The organism is Nostoc sp. NMS2, from assembly GCF_017115105.1.
Classification (GTDB): domain Bacteria; phylum Cyanobacteriota; class Cyanobacteriia; order Cyanobacteriales; family Nostocaceae; genus Nostoc.
This window is the reverse complement of record NZ_JABXKH010000038.1, coordinates 74,398-99,768: the sequence shown is the minus strand read 5'-3', so window position 1 is coordinate 99,768 and position 25,371 is coordinate 74,398. Positions and strand designations below refer to the sequence as shown.

Below are 25,371 nucleotides of genomic sequence, written 5' to 3'. Positions count from 1 at the left end.
TGATTGTTAAATTTATTTCAGGTAGAGGAGTATTAATTAGAACTCTTTATTCTCTTGAGCCAAATGTTAAGAGAATACACCTCTTGGAATATATGAACGAATTGAATTCGGAGTTCATATTTATGAAAGTATATATTGATGAAGATAATGATCTGTGCATCGAAACTTTCTGTGAAGGAGACTATGACAGAACAAATTTCTCAATTCTTCTAGATAATATTGAATACGACATGGAAATTTTTGGTAATAACAAGTTAACACGAGAATATTTGCAGTAAGAGAGACATTGGATTTGGTAAGCATAAGGTGGGTATCACCCACCTTTAACTAGCTCTCAATTAGGTTAAGCTCTAAAACAAAAATCAAGCGTCTTGATTCTGACTCCTGAATTCTGACTTCTTCTTCAACAATCAGAACCTAATTGTTTTTCAATCACAGCTATTATTTTTTCTTCCCAAGCTGGATCGTTTAATTTTATTGCAGCATCACGATGACGAGATTTTCGTCTATCCATGTAAGCATAAAAGGCTTCCTTATCATCCTTGTGGGTGACAAGGTAACTCTTTAGCTCTTGGTCACTCATTGCTGCATAGTTTACCTTATTCATAGTTCTATACTACATTTATGGTTCTATACTACCATCTAGTGTAATTTCTAGCTCTATTCCTTCATTTTGCCCAGCTAATATAAATATATTGAGCGATCGCTCATCTAATCGCATGATATGAATCGGCTGGAACATCACATTTGTAAGTTGATGGCAAACCCTATATAAGCATTTTAGCTGTTTTACTGTTGGTTGTAGGTCGTCATCTGTGAGTTTTTTTGTCATATATTTATATATTTATATAATCTCATATAAAGTAATCTAGTTATGTTCTCATAATTGAGACTCTCAGATACTTTTAAGGAGGTTTGAACGATGAGATTGCAGTCATAATTGATCAAGATGGGAATTGGAAATTTGTTCTATGATGCAGAACCTCAACCAGATGACCAATACTGAAATAAAACGATATATTTCAGAACATAGAAATGACGAAGAAGCGTTTCGGGCTGCATTACAAGTTTTGATGAGTCGTTCTGACTTCTCTACACAACACCCTTATCCTTTCGATCTTGATAATCCTGAGAGCGAGGTAGAAGCTCTCCTCTTAGAGAAACTCAATCGAACTGAGTGAGAAGCGATCGCCAACCATAACAGAGGTGGTGACTCAGTGATGTAAAATCCTGAAGAGAGAAAAAGGTGATTCACAGAGTCTGAATACAATGGCACAGGATAGGAAGTCAACGGTTGTAATCACAGGTGCCTCTTCAGGGGTTGGTTTGTACGCTGCCAAAGCTCTTGCTGAAAGGGGATGGTATGTAGTGATGGCCTGTAGAGATGTAGCGAAGGCTCAACTTGCAGCCCAATCTGTGGGAATCCCGCATCAGGGCAGCTACACTATCATGCATATCGATCTTGGCTCTTTGGATAGCGTTCGACAATTTGTGAATAACTTTCGAGCAAGCGGCAACTCCTTAGACGCTTTGGTGTGCAACGCCGCAATTTATATGCCCTTAATAAAGGAGCCTTTACGTAGTCCAGAAGGTTATGAGTTAACTGTCACCACAAATCACCTCGGACATTTCCTTTTGTGCAACCTGATGCTAGAGGATCTAAAGAAGTCATCTTCAGAGCCAAGGCTTGTAATTTTGGGAACTGTCACCCACAATCCAGACGAACTGGGTGGGAAGATTCCGCCACGTCCAGACTTGGGTGATTTGCAAGGCTTTGCAGAAGGGTTTAAAGAGCCGATTTCAATGATTGATGGCAAGAAATTTGAACCAGTTAAAGCTTACAAAGACAGCAAAGTTTGTAACGTGCTGACTATGCGGGAACTGCATCAGCGCTATCACGAGTCAACTGGTATTGTCTTCAACTCTCTCTATCCGGGATGTGTTGCAGAAACGCCACTATTTAGAAACCACTATCCCCTATTTCAGAAAATCTTCCCATTATTCCAGAAGTACATCACTAAGGGATATGTGTCTCAGGAGTTGGCGGGAGAACGGGTGGCGGCGGTGGTTGCCGATCGTGAGTACAATCAATCCGGTGTGTATTGGAGTTGGGGAAATCGCCAGAAGGAAGATGGTAAATCCTTTGTTCAAAAGGTTTCTCCTCAAGCCCGCGATGACGACAAAGGCGATCGCTTATGGCAATTAAGTGCTAAGTTGGTTGGACTTGCATGATGAGACAGGATGCAATAATTTGATTATTACTTGATAAGCGTTAGCGAATCCGCGATCGCGAGTATTTGTTCGCGCAATGTCTGTGGCGTCTTGATTCTGACCGGAGTAACGGAAACGTCTCCGGCTCCGCTCCTGAATTCTTCTTCAACTAAACATTTCTTATGGAAACTGCCATGTCTTCCCTAAAGGCACATTCTCAAAGCCTATATGAGACTGATTACTTGCAATGGCTAGAAACGACTGTAGAAAAATTGCAAAATCAGGATTATGCAAACGTTGAGTGGGAGAATCTAATTGAAGAAATTGCCGATATGGGAAGGAGTGAGCGCCGGAGTCTCAAGAGTAATCTGATTGTAATTCTAGTGCATTTGCTCAAATGGCAATTCCAACCGGAAAAAAGAAGCGGTAGCTGGGAAGGAAGCATCATTGAACATCGTAGACGTGTCAAAGAAGCTCTAGATGATTCACCTAGTCTCAAATCCTATCTTGAGATAGTTTTTGCTGAGTGTTATGCACAAGCGCTTAAGCAAGCAAAAGCTGAAACTGGCTTGTCAATGGAATCCTTTCCTCTGAACTGTCCATACCAGCTGGTAGAAGTTACGGATGATGAGTTTTTACCCAAGTAAGTTCTGAATCGGGCTGTATGTGCCGCTTTTCTAAAGTTATACCTCTCCATTCTCCACTCTTGACTTTTACCTATAACAGATGTACAATCAGACTCGCATTGAAGGGGAGTAGCTGCTGGCAAAAAATGAAAGCCAGTACATCTGAATCAACATACTGGCGATGAGCCTGGTTCAGATGGCGAATAATCAATATTTGAAAGCGAGACCTTCACTAAGTTCACACCGAAAAGTGTAAACTTGGTGAGGTCTTTTGGTTCTCATCAAGCTTCACATCGGTAAAGGATTCTTCAGGAGCTTGAGAGAGTGTTAACAGCTTTTACCGCAGGTTTATTATTAATAACAGTTTCAGAACTAGGCGATAAAACATTTTTTATTGCTGTGATTTTGGCAATGCACCACCCACGACGGCTGGTATTTATAGGTGTTACAGCTGCTTTAGCCGCGATGACAATCCTTTCGGTGCTATTTGGACAAGCGGTATCTTTGTTGCCAAAAGCTTATATTCATTACGCCGAAATAGTTTTGTTTATTGCCTTTGGTATCAAGCTGTTATATGACGCAAGTAAGATGTCCTCGGCTGCTTGTGATATGGAAGTTGTAGAAGAAGCCGAAGCTGCGGTGAAAAAAGCAGATTTGGAGTTACCAAAGAAAAAGACTTCCTTAGCAATTGTCATAGAAGCCTTTATATTGACATTTATGGCAGAGTGGGGCGATCGCACCCAAATTGCCACCATTGCTCTAGCCGCCGGTAATAATCCAATTGGAGTGACAATAGGTGCAATTTTAGGACACGCCATTTGTGCTGCGATCGCAGTTATCGGCGGCAAAATGATTGCCGGTCGAATTTCTGAGCGTCAACTCACCTTTGTTGGCGGATGCCTGTTTTTAGTCTTTGGTGCCATAGCTGCCATTGAGGGAGCGTGAGGGGAGGAAGCAGGGGGGCAAGCAGGGAGCAAGGGGCAAGGGGGCAGGGGGCAGAGGAGACAAGAAAGAGACTTCTCTTTGTACCCAATGCCCAATGTCCCAATACCCAATGCCCAATCCCTATCATTTAGGCTTACTTTCCAATGGAGGCGCGGAAGATGCAGCCGGATTAGGAATAGGAGAAACTGTTGCTGCCTTTTTAATTTCGTCTTTATACTGAGCAGGTGCTAAAGCTGCGGCACTATCAAATAAAGGTTTTGCATCTGCGTCTTTGCCCTGTTGTTTCAAGAGCATAGCTTTTGCCACAACGGGGCGAAAATCTTTAGGATCTTTCTTAATTGCTTGGTCATATACAGAACTAGCTTGAGCGTAGCGTTTCTGGGAAGCATGAACAGAACCTAACAGCACCTGCACGGCTACTGTATCTACACTTCCAGGCTGAATTGTATTTGCTTGGGCTGCTTTCGAGAGGGTTTCTTGCAGCAAACCAATAGCTGCTTCAGGGCGTTGCTGACTGATTAACAAAGCCACCATTCCTTGTAAAGCCTTCAAATCGCCTGGTTTGGTGGATAAAATTGCGCGATAAGCTTGAGCGGCTCCTTCGCGATCGCCTATTTGCTGTTTAGCTTGAGCTAGTAGCACTGAATATTCTGACTGTTCGGGATTCAGCTTGGCTAGCTTTTCAAGGGGTTCAATGACGACTTGAATATCAGCTGGCTTAACCTCACTTTTTTCTTTTTGACTTAGTAGTTGTAGACGCGCCTGCAATAAGCTCTTAAGCGCAGTCTGATTTTCTGGTTCCCTTTGCAAAACCAGTTCATAACCCCGGACTTCATCTTCCAATTTTGATTTTTGGTCAGAGGAGGGCAAAGTGCCTCTGGTGCTAGCGGTATTCTGGTTTGAGGGTGGCGTATTCTTAAATGCTCCAATTATGGGAATCACCGAAACACCCACAAAAGCAAGAATTGCCAGCGCCAAGACGACTTGAACTATCCAACGATTGCGCGGTTGAGACACAGTTTTGTCTTTCTCCTAAATTTTAATGACATTATCATTTACACAAATCGTAAAGTTAAAAATTTCCAAAACTTTGCGGAATACCGCCAATTGCCTGTGAATTTTATAACAATTAACTATTTACACTGCTAAAGTAAGTGATGACTTTAGGAGGAGCCGTCAGAATTGTAGCTATGATATGCTTCCGAAACTAGTGTAAAGGCGCTAAATTACACATTTAGTGTTTATACACTCAATTTAGCGCCTTTAGTATTGTATAGAGTACCCTAGTGTGACTTTGTGAAAAGCAAATATACTTTCATCAGTCGCACAAATGCTCTTTCCAGCTGCCTTTGTAAAATCCCACAATGGGATGTGTCTCCGCCGCAAGGAGTTTTTATGAATTCCGACCTGATGCCGTTGCCTGAATCTTCCAATTCTTCTGCCTCTAACCAGGGCCTAAATAACATAGAGGCATCCTCTAATGTTCAAATAGTAGCCAAGCCCTCTAAATTTGAAAATTCGCCTGTCAACCCCAGCGAGACTGACTCAAATGGGAACTTAGTCAATCGACAGCAACCGATTCCGCCTCCTAGCGAACCGATGCAGTACCGAGCGATCGGATTAGTTCGGGGTCGCTATCATGCCAGCAGCGAACAATTCACTCAAGGTACACTGCTAACCACAGATGGTGTAGAACTCAATGCCGTCCTCCTAGGCCGGATTATGAGCTTAGTCAAGAATCATCTAGACTTAGAAAAAGAACATTTGTGGGTAGTATATCCACGGACAAGACAAGAAAATGACACCTTGCACATCCAAATCGTCGGAGTTTGGGAGCCAGAAAATCTGGCTAAAAACTCAACAGATGAGGACGAGTCAGATTTAGAGTTGCAAGAGTCACAGACACCGGATGATGGCTTATCCGAAAATTCTGAATTAAGCACAATTCCCGCGATTCCCTCATCAGAAGTAGCAGATGGTGGTTTTTCTGTTCGTGGTGAAGTAGTATACCAATCTTTTGACGCTAAGAGTTTGGTAGTCAAAATTAGGCAGGCTGCACGTAAACCAACTGACAAACCCAAGTATTTCAAGTTGAAATTAAGGGGTGTCCTCACCACCAAAGCGGTAGGAAAGTTCTGGGACTTCCAAGCCAAACGAGAAGCTGATGTTTTGATAGTAGAAAAAGCTGAAGCGATCGCTGACTTGCCCAAAAAACGCAAACCACCATTCAGAGGTGGCCCTCGTGCTGGCGGTGGCGGTGGTGCTGGTGCTGGTAGTAGAAAACCATTCCCCCCCAGACGCAGTGGCGAAACCCCGCGTCCCATCAAGAAAACAGGCGCAGGCGGCGACACCTCTGTGGTGTCAAAACCTATACCAAAAACGCCTGCTCCTAAACCCATCAAGCGACCGAAACCGACTCAAGAGTAGGGTATGGGGCATTGGGCATTGGCCAAACAGGGCATGGAAAAGAGACAAGGGAGACAAGGGAGACAAGGAAGAGGGGGGAGACAAGGGAGAGACTTAATTTTAATAATTCCCCCTTGTCCTCCTTGTCCCCCTTGCTCCCCTGCTCCCTGCTCCCTCATCCCCCCATTCCCCATTCCCCAAGATCAAAAATCCGTCCGCCGATCTTGGGGTAGAAACGATCGCTCCATCGGAATTGGTGAAACTGGTTCTGTGAGGGTAAACGTCCCTGCTTCGATCCACTTTTTCAACTCTAGGGCAACTTGCCTAGAAAAAAACAAACTCGCTAAGGGGGCAGAGCGTACAGCTTTGCCCTCAATAGTGATCCTCCCAGATTTGAGTTGGGCATAACTCACTAAACCAAAGGTGGGACGAACGCGCCGGGGAATGGAAAAATCCACTATTGGGGCTACTAAATCTTTATCCTGTACAGCGCAGTGTTCAACTACTTGTTCATTTAATACAGGGAGTGGGACACCAACGCCTAACATTAATGAGGGGCCATAGCTTTTAAAGTAACAACCCCGCACCCAGTGAGCATCCATTTGCTTGGCATCACCAATTAAAGCTAAAGTAGCAGAAGGCCCAATCGGTGTCCGATTAGCTAAACGTTTTTGTAAGGGGAAGTGCTGAGTGCCTTCCCAGGCAACATAACCAATACCGCCGCCTAAAAAAATTCGAGTCCCTATACCAACGAGTTGCAAGTCGGGATCGTTGAGTAAGGGGGAAATAGCACCGGGATTAGAGTAAACGGCATTCCCCAAACGCGGTTGTAAAGGGCCCAGATAGGTGAAGAGGGGGCGATCGCCACCATTTACACCAACAATAAAATTTTGATAAAGATTGCGCGGATTGAATAAATAAAACTGATTAATTGTTTCACGGGTAACTGTAGTTTCAAAACTTGCTCTGGGGTAACAATCTGTTACTTGTCCTTGCGCTTTTACGTGTATAGCTTTACCAGCGATCAAATCTTCGATGACATGACCGCCGCCACGTTCTCTGATTTCTTCTCCGTCCGTCGTCTCCACAGCACAACTCGCACCCAAATATAAATCTACTGCCCCAAAACCAGAGTATGCTGGTACACCATCTAACCAGCAACGACGAATTTTGATCGGAGGGTCAGTGTGTCCAAGATTGATAATTGCACCGCTTGATTCCATCGGCTCAAACGTACCAGTGGTAATTACATCAACTTCTTTAGCCGCTTTAGTAACACCGATTTCTACAACTCGTGCTTTTAACTCTTCAGTTGTCAACACCACCGCACGTTGGCGGATGATTTTCTCGTTAATTTCGGCAATTGTTCGCATCTTATCAGTGCTAGCGCTTCCTGCTATCTTCCTCTTTGAAGGATATCTTGTTGAAGAAGAATTCAGAAGTCAGAATACAGGAGCAAAGACAGAAACGCTCCGTCTCTGGTCAATTGTACAGAATTCATTCTCAATTCTGAATCCTGAATTCTGTTTTGATAAATCGCAGAATCTTGCATAATTTCCTGTCGAAATAGTTGTCAGCCAATCTCTACGCGACGGGAGCATCCCAATTTTGCTAAAAGGCACAGAACTGGCACAAAAACTCTGTACAAACATCTTTCCTTTGCGTTCTTTGCGTCCTTGGCGGTTCGTTATTTCATTCCTAGTCTAATTCCAAATACCCTATAAAAATAAACTTGCACATTTGGGATGCTCCCTACGCGACAGATTAGCACCTTGGATAGGGTTAAAATTTTCCAAAAAAAACAATTCAACTATTGCAAAGTCCAAATCATATATTTTTTGTGGACAACGCGCTACTTATATCAAAAATATTTTCACGCCTACGTAAAACTACTATCAAAAAAGTCTTGCATTATCAATCAAATGTATGTATGGTTAAGATTAATTAGACTTGCTGGACTGATACCAATTTAATGTGAAGTTGCACATATCTTGATCCCCCTAAATGCGCGAAGCGCTGTAGTGGAGCGACTGGCGTGGGCTAGGGGGGATCGAATTCTATGCAGCTTCGTAAAAAATTGGTATGAGATAATTTTACGTCAATAGAAAGAAACATTTCTGGCTTTTGTAAAACATCTCAGCCAAATAGTCAATCGTAAAATGGGAGCTAATAGTAGATGCTAGAAGGTTTTGGTATGGGAGAAACTACTTAATTTAAGATCAGTTATACAAGGGATGTCTAAGCAAAAGTTAGAATTCTATATATTTGCAAAGTTATCCTAACTTCTACCCCCTCAGCACAATTAATTCTATTTATTGCTATTCATTTTATCGAACAGAATTCAGAAGTCAGGAGCCAGAATTCAGTTGAATATTCTGAACGAAAAAGCGGATGAATAATTGGGTTTAAGACCCCTGCCAAATTGAAAATTTGGTGGTCAACAAAACAGTCGCCGGTCTGAATCCCCGACTGATGGTTACTGAGCGACTCGTGCCGAGCCTGTCCTGAGCGTAGCCGAAGGGCGGAGTCGAGGTAAGCCGAAGTATTGATTCTGACCGGAGTAACGGAAACGTCTCCGGCTACGCCCCTGAATTCTGAATTCTTCTTCAATGTTACATTTCACCCGATAACGAATTGAGTAAGAGGCAATGACTACTTCTGAATTACCTAATCTTAATCAAAGAAACCAAAAGAATATTTCCGATAGAATTGAAAATTTATCTTCTACATCAGATGAAAAAAAGTTATTTAACTTGAAAGTAATTGAGTATTTATTACTTGCAGCTTTTGTTTCTTCTGCACTTTTTATTGTTTTTCTTTCAGAAGATAAAACAGTTGTCATTTCTGGGGCAGTAGCTCTAACTTTCTTATTTTTTTTGTTGCTCATCAATAGACAAGTATTCCAGAACTACAAGAAGGCAGCTTATCAGTCAGAACTCACCAAAAAAGCTGAACTATATAGTTATCTATTGACCAACCCTAATTCTTGGGATAAAGATACACTGACTCTGACAAGAGGGAAGGCTTTACAATACAGCCAAGACTTGATTGATGATTATAAAAAAATTAGAGGTGTATCAAGGAACCTTTACTATAGTTTGCAAATTGCGACAGTGATTTTATCAGGAGTCACACCAATTTTAGTTCTAGTAGACAAATTAGAAGCAGGACAAGCTTGGCTCAAGTGGCTCCCTGTACTCTGCCCAGCTATTGCTTCTATCGTTGCTAGTATAGTTACCTCTTTTCCTTTTCAGAAGAATTCCCTTGCTGCTAACACAGCAGTTGAATTGTTAGAAGCGGAACAAGAGAAATTTATATTGGGTGTGACTCCGCCTTATCGTTGCTATGATGTGTCTGACGAAAGCCAACAGCAACAAAAGGCAAGTCAAGCATTAGAGTACTTTATTGTTCAAGTGAACAATATTCATCTCAACCAATTGCAGCAAACGAGTGAGACGCAATCAGAGAAGACAGAATCTACTTCTTCATCTAATGAGTCAAACAAAGCGGAAGCAGAAGTAACGAAGTAGAAGGACACTTGATTAGTTAATTGCGATCGCTAATCAGTCGAGTATTGGTTCAAATAGGATTTTTCAGACTAACTGGAAAAGCTAATATTCCCAACTTTTTGAATAAGTTGGGAATATTATGATTTTAGCAGCGATCGCAGTTGTGGCTTTGAAAGTTTTTTTAGTTCTGTGTACTGAAACAAAAACAAAATTTAATAGAAAGGCATCACGTCAAAAGCATCTAGCGAAACCACAATTTTTTCAAAAATATCATCATTGGCCGCGGATGAACCGAGCCGGATTGCTTTACTTACAAAAATTTACAATCAGTAATTATTATTTAATAACTGTCTTAAATAGTTTAATTATCTGCTTAACTGTCTTAACTGTCTTAACTGTCTTCTAATTGTGAAATTTTTAATTTAATTATCTGCTTAACTGTCTTAACTGTCTTCTAATTGTGAAATTTTTAATTTAACTATCTATTTAAATGCTTGAGTCTACGTATTGCTTTTTTTCTATAACCATGAAAGATTATGAGAACACCATAAATTACTAAACATTTATCTGCCATCATCTGAAATGAGTAATAACTCAAACAGATTTTTCAAATGCCCTATCTTTCGGCATAAAAAACTTCAGCTAAAACTTACATAGCTCTTTATTTGGACCAAGAGCATTTTATATTATTCCCTTGACATAAGCCACCACGAGTAAACTACACGTGGTGACATAGCCTGGTTGGTGAGGATGCTCGTCAACCTCCAGTTCATCTCAGCCACGAAATGAAGACAGCAAGAAGACTCCAGAGGAGGTTACGCGCAGATCATGCAACCCTTTGAACTGCCAGAATTTTATATGCCTTGGCCCGCACGGCTGAACCCAAACCTGGAAACGGCGCGAGTGCATTCCAAAGCCTGGGCCTACCAGATGGGGATACTTGGCTCACAAGAAGAAGCCGAAAGTTCCCCTATCTGGGACGAGCGCACATTCGATGCCCACGACTACGCCTTGCTTTGCTCCTATACCCATCCAGATGCGCCAGGGACGGAGCTTGACCTAGTGACCGATTGGTATGTTTGGGTGTTCTTTTTCGACGATCATTTCCTTGAAATCTATAAACGCACTCAAGATATGGCTGGTGCTAAGGAGTACCTCGACAGGCTGCCGGCGTTTATGCCAATCTACCCCGTTAACACCCTCCCAGTGCCGACCAACCCAGTGGAGCGCGGCTTGGCCGACCTGTGGTCTCGCACCGCGTTTACCAAGTCTGCGGACTGGCGGCTCCGGTTTTTTGAGAGTACCAAGAACCTCCTCGAAGAGTCTCTGTGGGAACTCGCCAATATCAACCAGGATCGGGTCGCTAACCCGATAGAGTACATCGAGATGCGCCGTAAGGTTGGCGGCGCTCCGTGGTCGGCGGATCTTGTCGAACACGCCGTGTTTGTTGAGATTCCGGCTGAAATCGCCAAAACTCGGCCGATGCGGGTACTGAAAGACACCTTTGCCGATGGGGTGCATCTTCGCAACGATCTATTCTCATACCAGAGAGAAGTAGAGGATGAAGGTGAGAACGCTAACTGCGTGTTGGTCTTAGAGCAATTTCTGAATGTGAGTCCGCAGGAAGCGGCTAACTTCACCAATCAACTGCTGACTTCGCGGTTACAGCAGTTCGACAACACCGCCATCACCGAACTACACCCTCTCTTTGATGAACACGGACTAGACCCGGTGGCTCGCGTGAATGTTCTGTTATATATCAAAGGACTTCAGGATTGGCAATCGGGCGGTCATGAGTGGCATCTGAGGTCTAGCCGCTACATGAACAAGGGAGGGGACAATTCTTCGACATCCACGCTACTTCTGGGTGGGCCTACTGGATTGGGCACATCGGCTGCGCGGATTGGATCGTTATACAGTGCCTTGGGTTTAGGAAGATTCAAGAGCTTCACTCACGTTCCATACCAGCCTGTGGGGCCGGTGACACTGCCGAAGTTTTATATGCCGTTCAGTACAAGTTTGAATTCCCATCTAGATGCTGCCCGGCGGCATTCTAAAGAATGGGCCCGCCAAATGGGGATGCTAGATTCACTACCTGGCATTCCTGAAGCCGTGATTTGGGATGACCACAAGTTCGATGTTGCTGACGTGGCTTTATGCGGTGCGTTAATCCATCCCAATGCATCTGGCCACGAACTAAATCTGACGGCGGGTTGGCTGGTTTGGGGAACTTATGCCGACGATTACTTCCCAGCGCTCTACGGGCACAGTCGCAACATGGCGGGTGCAAAAGTGTTCAACGCCCGACTATCGGCATTCATGCCTCTCGATTCTAGCCCCATCCCAGACCCGACCAATCCAGTAGAACGGGGCTTGGCTGATTTGTGGTCTCGCACAGCTGACCCCATGTCAGCAAAGGCGCGGGGTCAGTTCCGCCGCGCGATCGAGGACATGACGGAAAGCTGGTTATGGGAACTCGCCAACCAGATCCAAAATCGGATTCCAGACCCGATAGATTATGTGGAAATGCGCCGTAATACCTTTGGCTCGGATCTCACCATGAGCCTGTCTCGACTAGCTCAGGGTGACGAAATCCCGGCGGATATTTACCGGACGCGATCGATGCGCCAGCTAGATAATTCCGCCGCCGACTTCGCCTGTTTGACCAACGACATCTTCTCTTACCAGAAAGAAATAGAATTCGAGGGCGAACTCAATAACGGCGTGTTGGTCGTTCAGCAATTCCTCAACTGTGATCTGCCGCAGGCCGTCGAGGTTGTCAACAATCTGATGACTTCTCGGGCCCGCCAGTTTGAACACATCGTGGCCACCGAACTACCAGCCCTTTTCGACGATTTCGACTTAGACGCAAATACCCGCGAGAAACTATACGGATATGTCGAGAAACTACAGCAGTGGATGTGCGGCGTTCTTAAATGGCATATAACGGTGGATCGCTATAAGGAATTTGAATTGCGTAATAGTTCGGCAGCAGGGCGGTTGCCCAGTGGGCCGACTGGACTAGGTACTTCGGCTGCACGGATCAGATCGTTGGTCGGTGTAGGGGGTTTAATTTCAGTACTCGGTCAAGTAGGGTCGGGTTATTTTGCTGGTGAATAGAGTTTGGCGGTGTGAGTCCAAGATCAGTATTTGATCGAGTGAGATCAATTTTTTTAGTAACTAAAGAGTAGAGGGTTAGGTTATGACAGAATCTATCGAGTCAAATTTGGATGTTGAGAATGAGCATCCCCGACTGAGTTTGAGTACCGCAGCTGCGCGTAATTTGGCGACGACGACCAAATCTGCACCGCAGATGCAGGAGATTACATCGAGGTGGTTGTTGAAGATGTTGCCGTGGGTGCAGACGAAGGGTGGTACTTATCGGGTAAACCGTCGGTTAACATATTCCATTGGCGATGGGCGCGTGACTTTTACCAACACTGGAGCCGATGTGCAGGTGATTCCTCAAGAACTTGGTGAGTTGCCATTGCTGCGAGGGTTTGACGACGTTGATGTGTTGAATGCCTTGGCAGGTCGGTTTGTTCAGCAGGAGTTTGCCCCCGGTGATGCGATCGCACAGTCAGGACAGCCAGCCAATCAGCTTTTTTTGATTGCTCACGGCAAGGTAAATAAGATTGGTGTTGGCAAGTATGATGAGCAGACTGTATTGGGTGTGTTAGCTGACGGTGACTATTTTGGCGATCGCATATTAGTAGAGCCTCAGAGCAATTGGGAATACACAATCCAGGCTCTCACCCGAACCACGGTATTGGTGTTACCACAACAAGCGTTTCGGGAACTGCTCAACCAGTCACAGGCGCTACAAGCCCACGTTGATCGCTTCAGAACCCTCCCACAAGTTCCGCAAAATGAGTCCGGGGAAGCTGCCATTGAGGTGACATCAGGGTATGTCGGAGAGCTTGAGTTGCCGGGAACTTTCGTAGATTACGAACTCTCCCCCCGTGAATATGAGTTGAGCGTGGCTCAAACCGTGTTGCGGGTGCATACTCGTGTCGCGGATCTGTACAATGAACCGATGAATCAAACCGAACAACAATTGCGGCTGACTATCGAGGCATTGCGGGAACGTCAAGAAAACGAATTAATCAACAATCGGGGATTCGGTTTGCTACACAACGCCGACTTTAAACAGCGCATTTACACCCGCAACGGGCCACCTACTCCCGATGACCTTGACGAACTCCTGGCCACGGTATGGAAAGATCCGGGATTCTTCCTGGCGCACCCCCGCACCATCGCTGCTTTCGGTCGGGAATGCAACCGCCTCGGCATCTATCCACAAAGCATCGACTTGGGCGGTCATCGGGTACCTGCTTGGCGGGGTATACCCATCTTTCCCTGCAACAAGATCCCCATTACCAATACCCGCACCAGTTCCATCCTCTTGCTTCGTACCGGTGTGGAAAAACAAGGAGTGATTGGTTTGCATCAAACTGGTATTCCCGACGAATACCAACCCAGCCTGTCCGTTCGATTTATGGGCATCAGCGAAAAGGCCATCCTCTCCTACCTTGTCACCGCCTACTACTCCGCAGCCGTCCTTGTTCCTGATGCACTGGGTATCCTCGAAGACGTGCAAATCGGACTCTAAGCATTATTGCTGAATTTTAGATTTTAAATTTTGGATTTTGGATTGAAAGATTCAAAATTCAAAATTTAAACATGTCTGTTCGTGCAGTCAATTTAGAGCCAGGGCGAATAGACACCATGCGGACTAGAAAAAAATTGAGTGTTGAAACCCACCTCTGTGGGTAAAGCTGCGTGTAGAGGTATTTTCTAACCGCTTTCGTTAGTAACTAGAGGATGAGGTGATGACAGAATCTATCGAGTTGAATTTGGATGTTGAAAATGAGCATCCCCGGCTGAGTTTGAGTACCGCAGCTGCGCGTAACTTAGCGAAGACAACCAAATCTGCACCGCAGATGCAGAGCATTACCTCACGGTGGTTGTTAAAGATGTTGCCGTGGGTGCAAACTAAGGGTGGCACTTATCGGGTGAACCGTCGGTTAACTTATGCCCTTGGTGATGGGCGAGTGACTTTTACCAACACTGGAGCCGAGGTGCAGGTGATTCCCCAAGAACTTGGTGAGTTGCCATTGCTGCGAGAATTTGATGACGTTGAGGTGTTGAATGCCTTGGCGGGTCGGTTTGTTCAGCAAGAGTTTGCACCTGGTGACATCATTGTGCAGTCAGGCCAGCCAGCCAATCAGCTTTTTTTGATTGCTCATGGCAAGGTAAATAAGATTGGTGTTGGCAAGTATGATGAGCAACCTGTGTTGGGTATATTAGCCGATGGTGATTATTTTGGCGATCGCACCTTGGTAGACTCCCAGACCAATTGGCAGTTCACAATCCAAGCTATCACTCAAACCACAGTATTGGCGCTCCCACAACAGGCGTTTCGGGAACTGCTCAACCAGTCACAGGCATTGCAGGCTCACATCGATCGCATCAGAACTCGTCCACAAGTCCCACAGAACAAGTACGGGGAAGCTGCGATCGCATTGAGTTCAGGACATATTGGGGAGACTGAGTTACCGGGAACCTTTGTAGATTACGAACTCTCACCCCGCGAATATGAATTGAGCGTTGCCCAAACTGTGTTGCGGGTGCATACTCGTGTCGCCGATCTGTACAACGAACCGATGAATCAGACCGAACAACAATTGCGGTTAACTATCGAAGCATTGCGGGAACGTCAAGAACACGAGTTAATCAACAACCGCGAATTTGGCTTGCTACACAACGCCGACCTCAAACAGCGCATCTACACCCGCAATGGCCCACCCACTCCCGACGACCTCGACGAACTCCTTACCCGTAGGAGGAAGTCAAAATTCTTCCTGGCGCACCCCCGTACCATCGCCGCCTTCGGCCGAGAGTGCAACCGCCTCGGCATCTATCCAGAAAGCATCGACCTAGACGGCAGCATAGTGACCGCTTGGCGAAGCGTACCTATTTTTCCCTGTAACAAAATTCCGATCACAAATACCCAGACTAGCTCTATCCTTGTACTCCGCACTGGAGAGGAAGATCAAGGCGTTATCGGTTTACATCAAACTGGTATTCCCGACGAACACCAACCCAGTTTGTCCGTCCGATTCATGGGCATCAGCGAAAAGGCTATTATGTCCTACCTTGTCACCGCCTACTACTCCGCAGCTGTTCTTGTCCCCGATGCACTCGGCATTCTTGAAAATGTGGAAATCGGTCGCTGAGGAAAGGCTTGGTCATCTGGACACTATTAAGAAGTAAAAAGTAAAAAGATAATCCCCATAAATAAATCTAGGGGATTTAATTAGGACTTACGCACGAGTTGAGTTTAGGACTTACGCACACTCTACGAATTCTTGGCGTTCTTGGCGTCTTGGCGGTATGCCTCCGGCACGCTACGCGAACGATAAATTAAGCTTTTTGGCAATTTTTGCGTAAGTCCTGGAGTTATGGAATAACGAACCGCAGAGGCACAGAGGACACGGAGAAATCAGAGTTTGAGAGATATTTTGCGTAAGTCCTATTAATAAGAACGTATTGTTTCTTGTACTACGTATCTAGAAACAAATGTTTTTACTTTGTTCCATAAATAAATTCAGGGGCTTGTGACCATTGTTCTTTTTCTTTATGAGTGCTTTTTTACTTTTTACTTTTGCCTTGTTCGGTCAATACTACGCAGTATTGAGACACTAGTAGAGACGCGAAATTTCGTGTCTACGTGATAATCCTTAACTCAACTGAATTAACGTGAGTTCGACGAGTGCTATTTTGACCTCTCCCCCAGCCCCTCTCCTACGAGGAGAGGGGAGCAAAAACCCTCTAATTTCATTACTCCTCCCTCGCCTTTTAGGAGAGGGAGGCTGGGAGGGAGAGGTCTGTCGAACTCACGTTGAATTAGATTCCGCTTTGCAGGGGATAGTTGAAAGATAAATAAGGGTATAGGCAATTTGTGAAGTTGCCTATACCCTTATTTATATAAACTAAGTTTTTGCAGTCGCCTATAAGCCTAAGTTAGTGCTTGAGCAACTACTGCCGAAAGTGACTCATTTACTGCTTGCTTCAACAATTCGGCTTTATCGGTCTGTTCCCAAGGCAAGTCTAAATCAGCCCGCCCAAAATGACCGTAAGCCGCGACGTCCTGATAAAAACGTCCGCCTCGTTCACTTGGTAAGTTGCGTAAGTTAAAGGTATGGATAATCCCTGCTGGACGCAGTTCAAAGTGTTGGTTGATTAATTCCAGTAAGGTTTCTTCATCAACTTTGCCAGTGCCAAAGGTATCTACCAAAATACTTGTTGGTCGCGCTACACCGATAGCATAAGATAGCTGGATTTCAACTTTTTCTGCTAACCCAGCAGCGACAATATTTTTCGCTACATAACGAGCCGCATAAGCAGCAGAACGGTCTACCTTTGTGGGGTCTTTGCCAGAAAAAGCGCCGCCACCATGCCGTGAATAACCACCGTAGGTGTCAACAATTATTTTCCGTCCTGTCAGACCAGAGTCTCCTTGAGGACCACCAACGACAAATTTGCCAGTGGGGTTGACTAAAAAACGTGTCTGATCGTTAGGCTTAATGTCAATGTCACCAAAAACAGGTTCGACCACTGCTGACCAAAGGTCTTGTTTAATCTTGGCTTGTACAGCCGCCTCATCCGTAATTTCCCCAATACTGGCTGTATGCTGGGTGGAAATTAGAATAGTATCAATACCTACTGGTCGTCCATCTTCGTAGACTACAGTTACTTGGGTTTTACCGTCAGGACGCAGGTATGACAATTCACCTGTTTTGCGAACTGCTGCCAATCGGCGGGCAATGCGGTGAGCGAGACTGATGGGTAAGGGCATCAGTTCTGGTGTTTCGTTGCTGGCAAAACCAAACATTATACCTTGATCGCCTGCACCAATTTTGTCGAATAGCTCATCACTATCTTGTTGGCGGGTTTCTTGGGCGGTGTTAACGCCTTGGGCGATATCGGGTGATTGTTCATCTAAAGCCAGCAGAACGCTGGTGCTGTTAGCAGAAAAGCCATTATCAGCATTTGTATAGCCAATTTCGGCAATTTTTTTGCGGGCGAGATTGACGAAATTCACGTTGGCTTTGGTGGTTATTTCACCAGTGATTAGCACCAAACCAGTGTTAACTACTACTTCAGCAGCGACACGGCTGCTGGGGTCTTGTGTAAGTAGGGCATCCAGAATGGTATCAGAAATCTGATCGCAGATTTTATCTGGATGACCTTCGGTGACTGACTCGGAGGTAAATAAATATCGACGAGACAAAGCAAATTCCTCCTGACTTGAGTTTTTTTGCTGACTAAATGTGGTATTTAGCTCAACTACCTAATTTAACGTGAGCTTCCAACGAACGGCATTCGTTATGCCTTAAGAGAAACAATCTAGTTTCTTAGGAGCCGTCGAACTCACATTAATTTATGAAATCATAACAATATTTATACTTCAGTAGTTAGTATCTTGTTGATATTGATAAAAACCACTAACTATAAGGTAAGTATCTGTAAAAAAATAAATTTATGCTAATTATTTTGTGGCTAAAATGTATTTAATAACACTAAAAAAGGGGGACACTCAGAAGCGCCCCCACAAACTTTGACACAAGCGCTGCTGTTAAACCTGAACCGCTGCTAACTTTGCTTCCGTAGCTGTCAACCGCTCATAGGCAGCACGCATTTTTAAACCTGTAAGTACTTGGAAGAAACCAGTACCATTATTGGAACCTGGATACTCACGGTGTTGGAGTAATAAATGAGTCAATTCACCCTGGTATTTGGTGGATGTATTGCTGAGATGGGTTTCGATATAAATTACTTCTTCCAAGTTATCAAATTGACCATCTACCTCTAGTACTGAGACATAGCGACCGTAGTAAACATCCGAACCGTAGTATAGTTGCATACCAGGATAAGAACAGGTCAGCTTGCGTCCACAGGGAGTCCAATTAATTGTTGACCCTTCATCAAAGAGATAGGTCGGATCAAAGCCTTCCTTACCTTCCCGTTGGAGCATCCGTACCCGTAGGACTCTACGTTCGGTGTCGTTTTTGATCAAGTTCGTGGGTAATACTTGGAGAACCACATCCGCAAATTCTCTTTGTGGTTCGATAAACTTATCAAAGTCAGGTTTGCGGGAATTGATTTGTGCTAATACATCTTCGTAGCGATGACCGCGTTCAGCCATATCTCGCTGGATTTTCCAGGCGATTTTGACTTCATCGCTAATGTCAAAATAAACACTGAAGTCGATTAGCGATCGCACCCGCTCATCATATAAAGGATGCAGTCCTTCAACAACTATAATGTGATTCGGCTCTATCCGCTCTGGCGGATCAATCAAGCCAGTTTCGTGGTTGTAAATCGGCTTATTAATCGCTTCACCACTTTTGAGCGCTCTAATTTGCTCATACATCAGGTCAAAATTATTAGCTCTGGGGTCTAGTGCCGTTATCCCAGTTTCTTTACGCTGTTTGCGATCCAAGGAGTGATAATCATCTAAGCAGATGACTGTCATCAAATCTTCACCAAACAAATCTATCAAACGACGCAAAAACGTAGATTTCCCACATCCAGAGTCTCCGGCTACTCCAATCAGTACCACGCGTTCCGGCTTACTTGTCATAAATCTCCTCTAAAATACTAAGATTGTGTCAATATTTTTTCACACAGCAGATTCTGAAGCCAGGAGTTTACCCCTTTGGTTTATCCTGCGTTCTTGCTACCTAGCACATCTATAAGACACCAAGCGGGTAGGCAACAAAGTATTCAGGAGGCTGAAGGCAGGAGTAACCCACGTTTGAAAGCGTAGGACTTAGGCTGTAGATGCCTTGTATCTCGCGGCACTTTCCGCTCAATACAATTCTTCTTTTTAAACTGGGTTTTTGATCCAGAACTAAAGTTTTCATTCATACTTCTTTCCTCCTGCTTTCTGCCTTCTGCCTCCTGCCTTCTCTTATAAGTTGCTACTCGTCGGACTAGCCTGAATTTTGGTGCCGGTAAGTATTTAATCCTAGTGGTATATTTGATTTTAACAGAAGGGGGTATCCCATACAAGATTGCGTCAAGAAGAATTAGCGTGGTTCATGAATCATTTTTTGTTGATTTAGTTGTTAATTTAAAAATGGGGATCAGCACCGCCTATGAGCGTTGCACCTCTGTCATTCTGCTACTTGTGACTCTATATAATCAAGGCTATAAGGTATAATTTATTATCTTAGCGATTTTTTTGACGTTCCTAAATTGTAATTACGGTTCCACAATGCTTAGAATATTCAAAGCAAAAATCTATCCAACGAATGAGCCAACAACTTGCATTAGTGAAATTATTGGCTGTAGATTTATGAATATGCTCAAATAAAAGCGTCGGCGTTATGGCAAATTACTGATAGAGGTTGACAGATTTTTCACATCAAGTAAAACTAATTACAGTTGCTTAAATCACGGTTCTCTCTGTCGTTATGTTTATCGCTAGAATTGTCCTAGTTATGTAATTATCCATAGATAGGTCATAAATATAGCTAACAATATTTCGAGAGAGTAGTAAATTCCAAGAAGTAAAACCAATCGGAAGAACATCTTCCGGGATTGGCATTGTCCAATTTAAAGCCTTGGAATAAGCAAGCATAACTGCAACTTTTGGAGGTAAACTGAGTGGTAGCTTCCAGCAATCAAAGCAGGCTTCCTACAGTATCTGCCCTTTATAAGTTGCTCGTTGGGTAGTAAAGTAAAAAACTATCTCCCTGATGGGGGTGGTAGTTAACGAAAAAAAGATTAAATTGACTCATTATTAACATTCTGCACAAGACTTATCATTTACCTTAGAAGGTGAACAGGTGTGTTTTTTGCTATGCCTGCATGTCTTTGGTGAGTGTACTTAGCAAGGCATTAATTTAATGATGCCGTTTTTCCTTCAGAGCCAGTTTTGTGAAACAAAAATCCGGTAAACTAAAGCTGGCAAGGTAGGGGAATAGTTTTTTTTGAAAAACGGTTAAGTAAATTATCGGAGTGGTAGAACGAATGTACAATCAAGGTGCTGTTGAGAGTGCTGCCAACACAGAATTAGGTAGCCGCGTCTTCGTTTATGAAGTAGTGGGTTTGCGTCAGAGCGAAGAAACTGACCAAACTAACTACCCAATTCGGAAAAGTGGCAGTATGTTCATCAGAGTGCCTTACAACCGCATGAATCAAGAAATGCGACGTATCACTCGTCTAGGCGGCACAATTGTTAGCATCCAGCCTGTAACTGCTCTAGAGCCAGTTAATGGTAAAGCCTCATTTGGGAATGCTACAAGCGTTGTCAGCGAGTTAGCTAAATCTGGGGAAACTGCTAACAGTGAAGGGAATGGTAAAGCCACACCTGTAAATGCTCATAGTGCTGAAGAACAGAAGAAGGACAAGAAAGGCAACACCATGACTCAAGCGAAAGCCAAAAAAGACCACGGTGACGTTCCTGTTAACACTTACCGTCCCAATGCTCCGTTTATTGGCAAGGTAATATCTAATGAACCGCTAGTCAAAGAAGATGGTATTGGTATTGTTCAACACCTTAAATTTGACTTATCTGGCAGTGATTTGAAGTATATAGAAGGTCAAAGTATTGGGATTATTCCACCAGGATTAGACAAAAACGGTAAACCGGAGAAACTGAGACTGTATTCCATCGCCTCAACTCGTCATGGGGATGATGTAGATGATAAGACAGTATCGCTGTGCGTCCGCCAGTTGGAGTATAAGCATCCAGAAACTAGCGAAACAGTCTACGGTGTTTGCTCTACGCACCTGTGTTTCCTCAAGCCAGGGGAAGAGGTAAAAATTACAGGGCCTGTGGGTAAGGAAATGTTGTTACCCCAAGATCCTGAAGCTAATGTCATCATGATGGCAACTGGAACAGGTATTGCTCCCATGCGAGCTTATTTGTGGCGGCAGTTTAAAGATGCGGAAAAAGCCGCTAACCCAGAATACCAATTTAAAGGATTCTCTTGGCTGATATTTGGCGTGCCAACAACTCCAAACCTTTTATATAAGGAAGAACTGGAAGAAATTCAACAAAAATATCCTGATCACTTCCGCCTAACTGCTGCCATCAGCCGCGAACAGAAAAATCCCCAAGGCGGTAGAATGTATATTCAAGACCGCGTAGCAGAACATGCTGATGAATTGTGGCAGTTGATTAAAAATGAAAAAACCCACACCTACATCTGCGGTTTGCGGGGTATGGAAGAAGGTATTGATGCAGCCTTAACTGCTGCTGCTGCGAAAGAAGGCGTAACCTGGAGTGTTTACCAGAAGGAACTCAAGAAAGCCGGTCGCTGGCACGTAGAAACTTATTAAGTTAGTCATTAGTCATTGGTCATTGGTCACTTGTACTGAGCGAAGTCGTTCGCGTAGCGTCTCGTAGAGAAGTATTAGTTTTAGACAAAGGACGAAGGACGAAGGACAAATGACAAAGTTATGAATTAGTAGGGTGGGCAATGCTCACCCTACAATTGTTTTGTTATGAATGAATATTGTAAATAGCTGAGGAAAGAGTTCTCAGTTCTGAGTAGTCAATTACTAAGTACTGATAACTACTCAGCACTCAGCACGGGCTAAACCTTAGCTATCCGCTAACAGCACTCAGCACTTAAAAATAAATTGGGTACAAAAATTGTGGGTGTGAAACTAGGAATACTGGGATTAGGCACTGTGGGAACAGGGACAGTGCAGTTGTTGGAAGATAAGGCTGGGCGGCATCCGTTGTTGCAAGAGATAGAAATCTATCGGGTGGGAGTACGATCGCTCGATAAACTCCGGGCAGTAGAATTATCTACAGAAGTTCTAACCACAGATTTAGAATCTATTGTCAACGATCCGGCGGTAGATATAGTTGTCGAGGTGATGGGCGGACTGGAGCCGGCGCGATCGCTAATTCTCAAAGCTTTGAGTAATGGTAAGCATGTAGTCACCGCCAATAAAGCAGCGATCGCCCGCTTTGGGGCAGAAATTTTCACAACTGCCAATCAAGCTGGCGTATACGTCATGCTAGAAGCTTCTGTGGGTGGTGGCATTCCGGTGATTCAACCCCTAAAGCAGTCTTTGAGTGTTAACCGCATTCACACTGTCACAGGCATCGTGAACGGTACAACTAACTACATCCTCACACGGATGCAAACAGAAGGCAGCAACTTCAGCGATGTCTTAGCTGATGCCCAACGCTTGGGTTATGCTGAAGCTGACCCCACAGCCGATGTTGATGGCTTGGACGCAGCAGATAAAATTGCCATCCTCGCATCATTAAGCTTTGGTGGACGCATCAACTTACAAGATGTTTATACCGAAGGCATTCGGCAAGTTAGCAAGACAGATATTGCCTACGCCGAAAAATTGGGATTTGTGATTAAATTATTAGCGATCGCTAAACGTGATACTCCCTCATCCCCGCTTTCAGTCAGAGTTCATCCGACTTTAGTGCCTCAAGCTCACCCTTTGGCTAGCATCAACGGCGTTTACAACGCCATTCTCGTCGAAGGAGAACCTATCGGGCAAGTCATGTTTTTTGGCCCTGGTGCTGGTGCTGGTGCAACCGCTAGTGCCGTTACATCAGATATTTTGAATTTAGTAGCTGTTCTTAAAACTAATACAGCAGTTGCAAATCCATTAATAGCTTGTGGACATCAGGAATACTGCCAAATTGCGCCAATGACAGAACTGATAACTCGGTTTTACGCCCGTTTCCTCACCAATGACCAACCGGGAGTTATCGGGAAATTGGGAACTTGCTTTGGTAACTATGGCGTTAGCTTAGAGTCAATTGTCCAAACTGGCTTTCAAGGGGAACTAGCAGAGATTGTGGTTGTTACCCATGATGTGCGGGAAGGCAACTTTCGGCAAGCTTTGGCAGAAATCCGGGATTTGGAAGCGATTGAAAGCATTCCTAGCTTATTGCGTGTACTTTGAGATTATCGTTTAGCGATCGCCATTAGGAGTTCTCAAAGCTAGAACACTTAGTTTTTTCAGATTTCTTTTTGCGCCTACGGAAGCTAGACTAAATAACAAACTGGCGCGTTGAACGCGAGGGTAGCCCTATGACTGCAACTAATCCAGCTACTAGTATCACACTTCCAGACCATACTCAACTTCCAGAGTCTGATGGCACTTTTGTAAGCCAGTCGCTTGCGGGGGTTCCCCCCGTTGTGCGAACTGGCGCGAAAAACTTCCAAGAACATCCTCAAAGCATTCTAATAACAGAGTCAATTAAACCAGTACTGCAAAAACGTCATCCTGATGGGCAATATTGCATCGGTCAAGATAGTGGTATCTACTGGCGGATTACTGACCCACCAGAACGAGGTGCAGAAGCTCCTGATTGGTTCTATGTCCCGAATGTGCCGCCTACGCTGAATGGGAAAATGCGCCGCTCTTATGTGCTTTGGCAAGAACACATTGCTCCGTTGATTGTATTAGAATTTGTCTCTGGAGATGGTAGTGAGGAGCGAGACAAAACTCCCTGGAAGGGGAAATTTTGGATTTATGAGCAGGTAATTCATCCGGCTTTTTACGGCATTTATGAAGTGAATAAAGCCAGTGTGGAAATGTACCACATTATTGAAGAGCAATATCAACTGTTACCAGCAAATGAGCGGGGACATTATCCCATCGCGCCTTTGGGAGTTGAATTAGGTATTTGGCAAGGAGTTTATCAGAATGCGGAATTACCCTGGCTGCGCTGGTGGGATTTGCAAGGTAATTTGTTACTGAGTGGCGAGGAAAGAGCAGAACAGGAAAGCCAAAGAGCAGAATTAGAAAGCCAAAGAGCAGAGTTAGAGCGCCAAAGAGCCGATCGATTAACTGCTCAATTGCGATCGCTCGGTGTTGAACCAGAGTTTTAAGTATCACGGACGTAGCTTGGGCGATTGTGTACTAGCCCTACCTGTGATAGATGATCTCGGATAAAGTAATCACACTTTGCCAGCCAAGTTCATTAACTGCTTGAAGTTCACAAGATAAGTAATGTTATTGGCGCTATCAATTTTGATCCACCCTTTTTCATGCAGCTTTTCCATGATTTTAGTGGTTTCTTCAACACCGATTTCTGTCACCTCTGCTAAATCTTTAAAGGGAATGTTAAAAATTTCTTTTCCTAAGTCTGATTCCTGACCATAGCTTTCACCTAAAGTTACTAGAGTATGAGCGAGTTTGACTGCTGGTGGTGAAGACCGCATTTGTAATCGCTGGTTAATTTGCCGCAATCGCCGCACCATAAGTTGCAACATTCGGTGATGTAACTGCGGGTCTTTAAACAATATTTGAATAAAACGCTCTCTGGAGATACTAAGCAACTTCACGGGTGAAAGGGCAATGACATCGGTTGAGCGTGGAGATTCATCTAAAATTGCCATTTCTCCAAAAAAATCGCCACGACCAAAAATTGCCAAAGCTACTGAATCATCCCCGACGGTACGCCGGACTTTAACCCAACCAGAAACCACGAAGTAAACGGCGTTACCCCAGGCATCTTCCATGACAACGGCTCGCCCAGATGGGTATTCATGTTCAATTGCAACGTTGAGCAGCCATTCTAAGGTTTGTGGGTTGGCTGTACTCATCAAGGGGAAAAGTTCACTAAAAACCTCAGTTAGCATGAAATATTTGCAACAAATGGATTCAAG

At 44.3% G+C, this 25,371-nt stretch carries 20 protein-coding genes; 13 read left to right on the top strand and 7 right to left on the bottom strand.

The window, feature by feature from the left end:
- The first annotated feature begins 122 nt into the window (after nt 1-122).
- Nucleotides 123-278: a hypothetical protein gene (locus tag HWQ36_RS04810; RefSeq protein ID WP_292698656.1), complete on the top strand. Its 156-nt coding sequence runs from the start codon at nt 123-125 to the stop codon at nt 276-278.
- 125 nt (nt 279-403) lie between these two features.
- On the opposite strand, the gene HWQ36_RS04805 is transcribed toward HWQ36_RS04810, so the two are convergent.
- Both HWQ36_RS04805 and HWQ36_RS04800 read right to left on the bottom strand, forming a co-directional pair.
- Nucleotides 404-607: a hypothetical protein gene (locus tag HWQ36_RS04805; RefSeq protein WP_292698655.1), complete on the bottom strand. Its 204-nt coding sequence runs from the start codon at nt 605-607 to the stop codon at nt 404-406.
- 15 nt (nt 608-622) lie between these two features.
- Complete coding sequence (locus HWQ36_RS04800) at nt 623-832, bottom strand: hypothetical protein (RefSeq protein WP_292698653.1); 210 nt, start codon at nt 830-832, stop codon at nt 623-625.
- Nucleotides 833-971: 139 nt separating this feature from the next.
- On the opposite strand from HWQ36_RS04800, the gene HWQ36_RS04795 reads away from it, so the two are divergent.
- The 4 genes from HWQ36_RS04795 to HWQ36_RS04780 all read left to right on the top strand — a co-directional run bounded on the left by HWQ36_RS04795 (nt 972) and on the right by HWQ36_RS04780 (nt 3,782).
- Nucleotides 972-1,181: a hypothetical protein gene (locus HWQ36_RS04795; RefSeq protein WP_292698651.1), complete on the top strand. Its 210-nt coding sequence runs from the start codon at nt 972-974 to the stop codon at nt 1,179-1,181.
- A gap of 88 nt (nt 1,182-1,269) precedes the next feature.
- Nucleotides 1,270-2,232, top strand: a complete 963-nt coding sequence (locus tag HWQ36_RS04790; RefSeq protein ID WP_292698649.1) for a protochlorophyllide reductase — start codon at nt 1,270-1,272, stop codon at nt 2,230-2,232.
- 173 nt (nt 2,233-2,405) lie between these two features.
- Entirely contained in the window at nt 2,406-2,858 is a 453-nt protein-coding gene (locus tag HWQ36_RS04785) for a DUF29 domain-containing protein (protein ID WP_292698646.1), read from the top strand.
- 303 nt (nt 2,859-3,161) lie between these two features.
- Nucleotides 3,162-3,782, top strand: a complete 621-nt coding sequence (locus HWQ36_RS04780; RefSeq protein WP_292698645.1) for a TMEM165/GDT1 family protein — start codon at nt 3,162-3,164, stop codon at nt 3,780-3,782.
- A 123-nt stretch (nt 3,783-3,905) separates the two neighbouring features.
- Here HWQ36_RS04780 and HWQ36_RS04775 read toward each other — a convergent pair whose 3' ends face one another.
- The gene (locus tag HWQ36_RS04775) at nt 3,906-4,799 is read right to left on the bottom strand and encodes a tetratricopeptide repeat protein (RefSeq protein WP_292698643.1); all 894 of its coding nucleotides are present in this window, start codon (nt 4,797-4,799) and stop codon (nt 3,906-3,908) included.
- Nucleotides 4,800-5,177: 378 nt separating this feature from the next.
- Between HWQ36_RS04775 and HWQ36_RS04770 the strand changes: the two genes are divergently transcribed.
- Complete coding sequence (locus tag HWQ36_RS04770; RefSeq protein ID WP_292698641.1) at nt 5,178-6,209, top strand: hypothetical protein; 1,032 nt, start codon at nt 5,178-5,180, stop codon at nt 6,207-6,209.
- A gap of 182 nt (nt 6,210-6,391) precedes the next feature.
- Here HWQ36_RS04770 and HWQ36_RS04765 read toward each other — a convergent pair whose 3' ends face one another.
- Nucleotides 6,392-7,561 carry a homocysteine biosynthesis protein gene (locus tag HWQ36_RS04765; RefSeq protein WP_292698639.1) on the bottom strand — a complete coding sequence of 390 codons (1,170 nt, stop codon included), beginning with the start codon at nt 7,559-7,561 and terminating at the stop codon, nt 6,392-6,394.
- A 1,275-nt stretch (nt 7,562-8,836) separates the two neighbouring features.
- On the opposite strand from HWQ36_RS04765, the gene HWQ36_RS04760 reads away from it, so the two are divergent.
- From HWQ36_RS04760 to HWQ36_RS04745, 4 genes are all read left to right on the top strand, one after another.
- Nucleotides 8,837-9,718: a DUF4231 domain-containing protein gene (locus HWQ36_RS04760; protein ID WP_292698637.1), complete on the top strand. Its 882-nt coding sequence runs from the start codon at nt 8,837-8,839 to the stop codon at nt 9,716-9,718.
- 807 nt (nt 9,719-10,525) lie between these two features.
- On the top strand, nt 10,526-12,817 hold the full coding sequence (locus HWQ36_RS04755; RefSeq protein ID WP_292698635.1) for a family 2 encapsulin nanocompartment cargo protein terpene cyclase: 2,292 nt from the start codon (nt 10,526-10,528) through the stop codon (nt 12,815-12,817).
- Nucleotides 12,818-12,899: 82 nt separating this feature from the next.
- Complete coding sequence (locus HWQ36_RS04750; RefSeq protein WP_292698633.1) at nt 12,900-14,309, top strand: family 2B encapsulin nanocompartment shell protein; 1,410 nt, start codon at nt 12,900-12,902, stop codon at nt 14,307-14,309.
- A 220-nt stretch (nt 14,310-14,529) separates the two neighbouring features.
- Nucleotides 14,530-15,936 (top strand): family 2B encapsulin nanocompartment shell protein, encoded by a 1,407-nt coding sequence (locus tag HWQ36_RS04745; RefSeq protein ID WP_292698631.1) that lies wholly within the window; start codon nt 14,530-14,532, stop codon nt 15,934-15,936.
- 782 nt (nt 15,937-16,718) lie between these two features.
- Here the strand turns inward: HWQ36_RS04745 and metK are convergent.
- Nucleotides 16,719-17,993, bottom strand: a complete 1,275-nt coding sequence (gene metK, locus HWQ36_RS04740; protein ID WP_292698629.1) for a methionine adenosyltransferase — start codon at nt 17,991-17,993, stop codon at nt 16,719-16,721.
- 345 nt (nt 17,994-18,338) lie between these two features.
- Nucleotides 18,339-19,346 (bottom strand): phosphoribulokinase, encoded by a 1,008-nt coding sequence (locus HWQ36_RS04735; protein ID WP_292698627.1) that lies wholly within the window; start codon nt 19,344-19,346, stop codon nt 18,339-18,341.
- Between the two features lie 1,394 nt (nt 19,347-20,740).
- On the opposite strand from HWQ36_RS04735, the gene petH reads away from it, so the two are divergent.
- The 3 genes from petH (at nt 20,741) to HWQ36_RS04720 (ending at nt 24,591) form a co-directional block, all read left to right on the top strand.
- A complete protein-coding gene (petH, locus tag HWQ36_RS04730) occupies nt 20,741-22,054 on the top strand; it encodes a ferredoxin--NADP reductase (protein ID WP_292698625.1) in 1,314 nt (437 codons plus the stop codon).
- Nucleotides 22,055-22,372: 318 nt separating this feature from the next.
- Complete coding sequence (locus HWQ36_RS04725) at nt 22,373-23,659, top strand: homoserine dehydrogenase (protein WP_292698623.1); 1,287 nt, start codon at nt 22,373-22,375, stop codon at nt 23,657-23,659.
- 128 nt (nt 23,660-23,787) lie between these two features.
- Complete coding sequence (locus HWQ36_RS04720) at nt 23,788-24,591, top strand: Uma2 family endonuclease (RefSeq protein ID WP_292698621.1); 804 nt, start codon at nt 23,788-23,790, stop codon at nt 24,589-24,591.
- Between the two features lie 69 nt (nt 24,592-24,660).
- Here the strand turns inward: HWQ36_RS04720 and HWQ36_RS04715 are convergent, their stop codons facing one another.
- Nucleotides 24,661-25,344: a Crp/Fnr family transcriptional regulator gene (locus tag HWQ36_RS04715; RefSeq protein WP_292698619.1), complete on the bottom strand. Its 684-nt coding sequence runs from the start codon at nt 25,342-25,344 to the stop codon at nt 24,661-24,663.
- Nucleotides 25,345-25,371: the final 27 nt, after the last annotated feature.

Coding starts and splice junctions, on each gene's coding strand:
- HWQ36_RS04795 (WP_292698651.1), top strand. CDS start 972: ATGATGCAGAACCTCAACCAGATGACCAATACTGAAATAAAACGATAT.
- HWQ36_RS04720 (WP_292698621.1), top strand. CDS start 23,788: ATGACTGCAACTAATCCAGCTACTAGTATCACACTTCCAGACCATACT.
- HWQ36_RS04770 (WP_292698641.1), top strand. CDS start 5,178: ATGAATTCCGACCTGATGCCGTTGCCTGAATCTTCCAATTCTTCTGCC.
- HWQ36_RS04750 (WP_292698633.1), top strand. CDS start 12,900: ATGACAGAATCTATCGAGTCAAATTTGGATGTTGAGAATGAGCATCCC.
- HWQ36_RS04765 (WP_292698639.1), bottom strand. CDS start 7,561: ATGCGAACAATTGCCGAAATTAACGAGAAAATCATCCGCCAACGTGCG.
- HWQ36_RS04805 (WP_292698655.1), bottom strand. CDS start 607: ATGAATAAGGTAAACTATGCAGCAATGAGTGACCAAGAGCTAAAGAGT.
- HWQ36_RS04810 (WP_292698656.1), top strand. CDS start 123: ATGAAAGTATATATTGATGAAGATAATGATCTGTGCATCGAAACTTTC.
- HWQ36_RS04745 (WP_292698631.1), top strand. CDS start 14,530: ATGACAGAATCTATCGAGTTGAATTTGGATGTTGAAAATGAGCATCCC.
- HWQ36_RS04800 (WP_292698653.1), bottom strand. CDS start 832: ATGACAAAAAAACTCACAGATGACGACCTACAACCAACAGTAAAACAG.
- HWQ36_RS04735 (WP_292698627.1), bottom strand. CDS start 19,346: ATGACAAGTAAGCCGGAACGCGTGGTACTGATTGGAGTAGCCGGAGAC.
- HWQ36_RS04760 (WP_292698637.1), top strand. CDS start 8,837: ATGACTACTTCTGAATTACCTAATCTTAATCAAAGAAACCAAAAGAAT.
- HWQ36_RS04790 (WP_292698649.1), top strand. CDS start 1,270: ATGGCACAGGATAGGAAGTCAACGGTTGTAATCACAGGTGCCTCTTCA.
- HWQ36_RS04715 (WP_292698619.1), bottom strand. CDS start 25,344: ATGCTAACTGAGGTTTTTAGTGAACTTTTCCCCTTGATGAGTACAGCC.
- petH (WP_292698625.1), top strand. CDS start 20,741: ATGTACAATCAAGGTGCTGTTGAGAGTGCTGCCAACACAGAATTAGGT.
- HWQ36_RS04785 (WP_292698646.1), top strand. CDS start 2,406: ATGTCTTCCCTAAAGGCACATTCTCAAAGCCTATATGAGACTGATTAC.
- HWQ36_RS04755 (WP_292698635.1), top strand. CDS start 10,526: ATGCAACCCTTTGAACTGCCAGAATTTTATATGCCTTGGCCCGCACGG.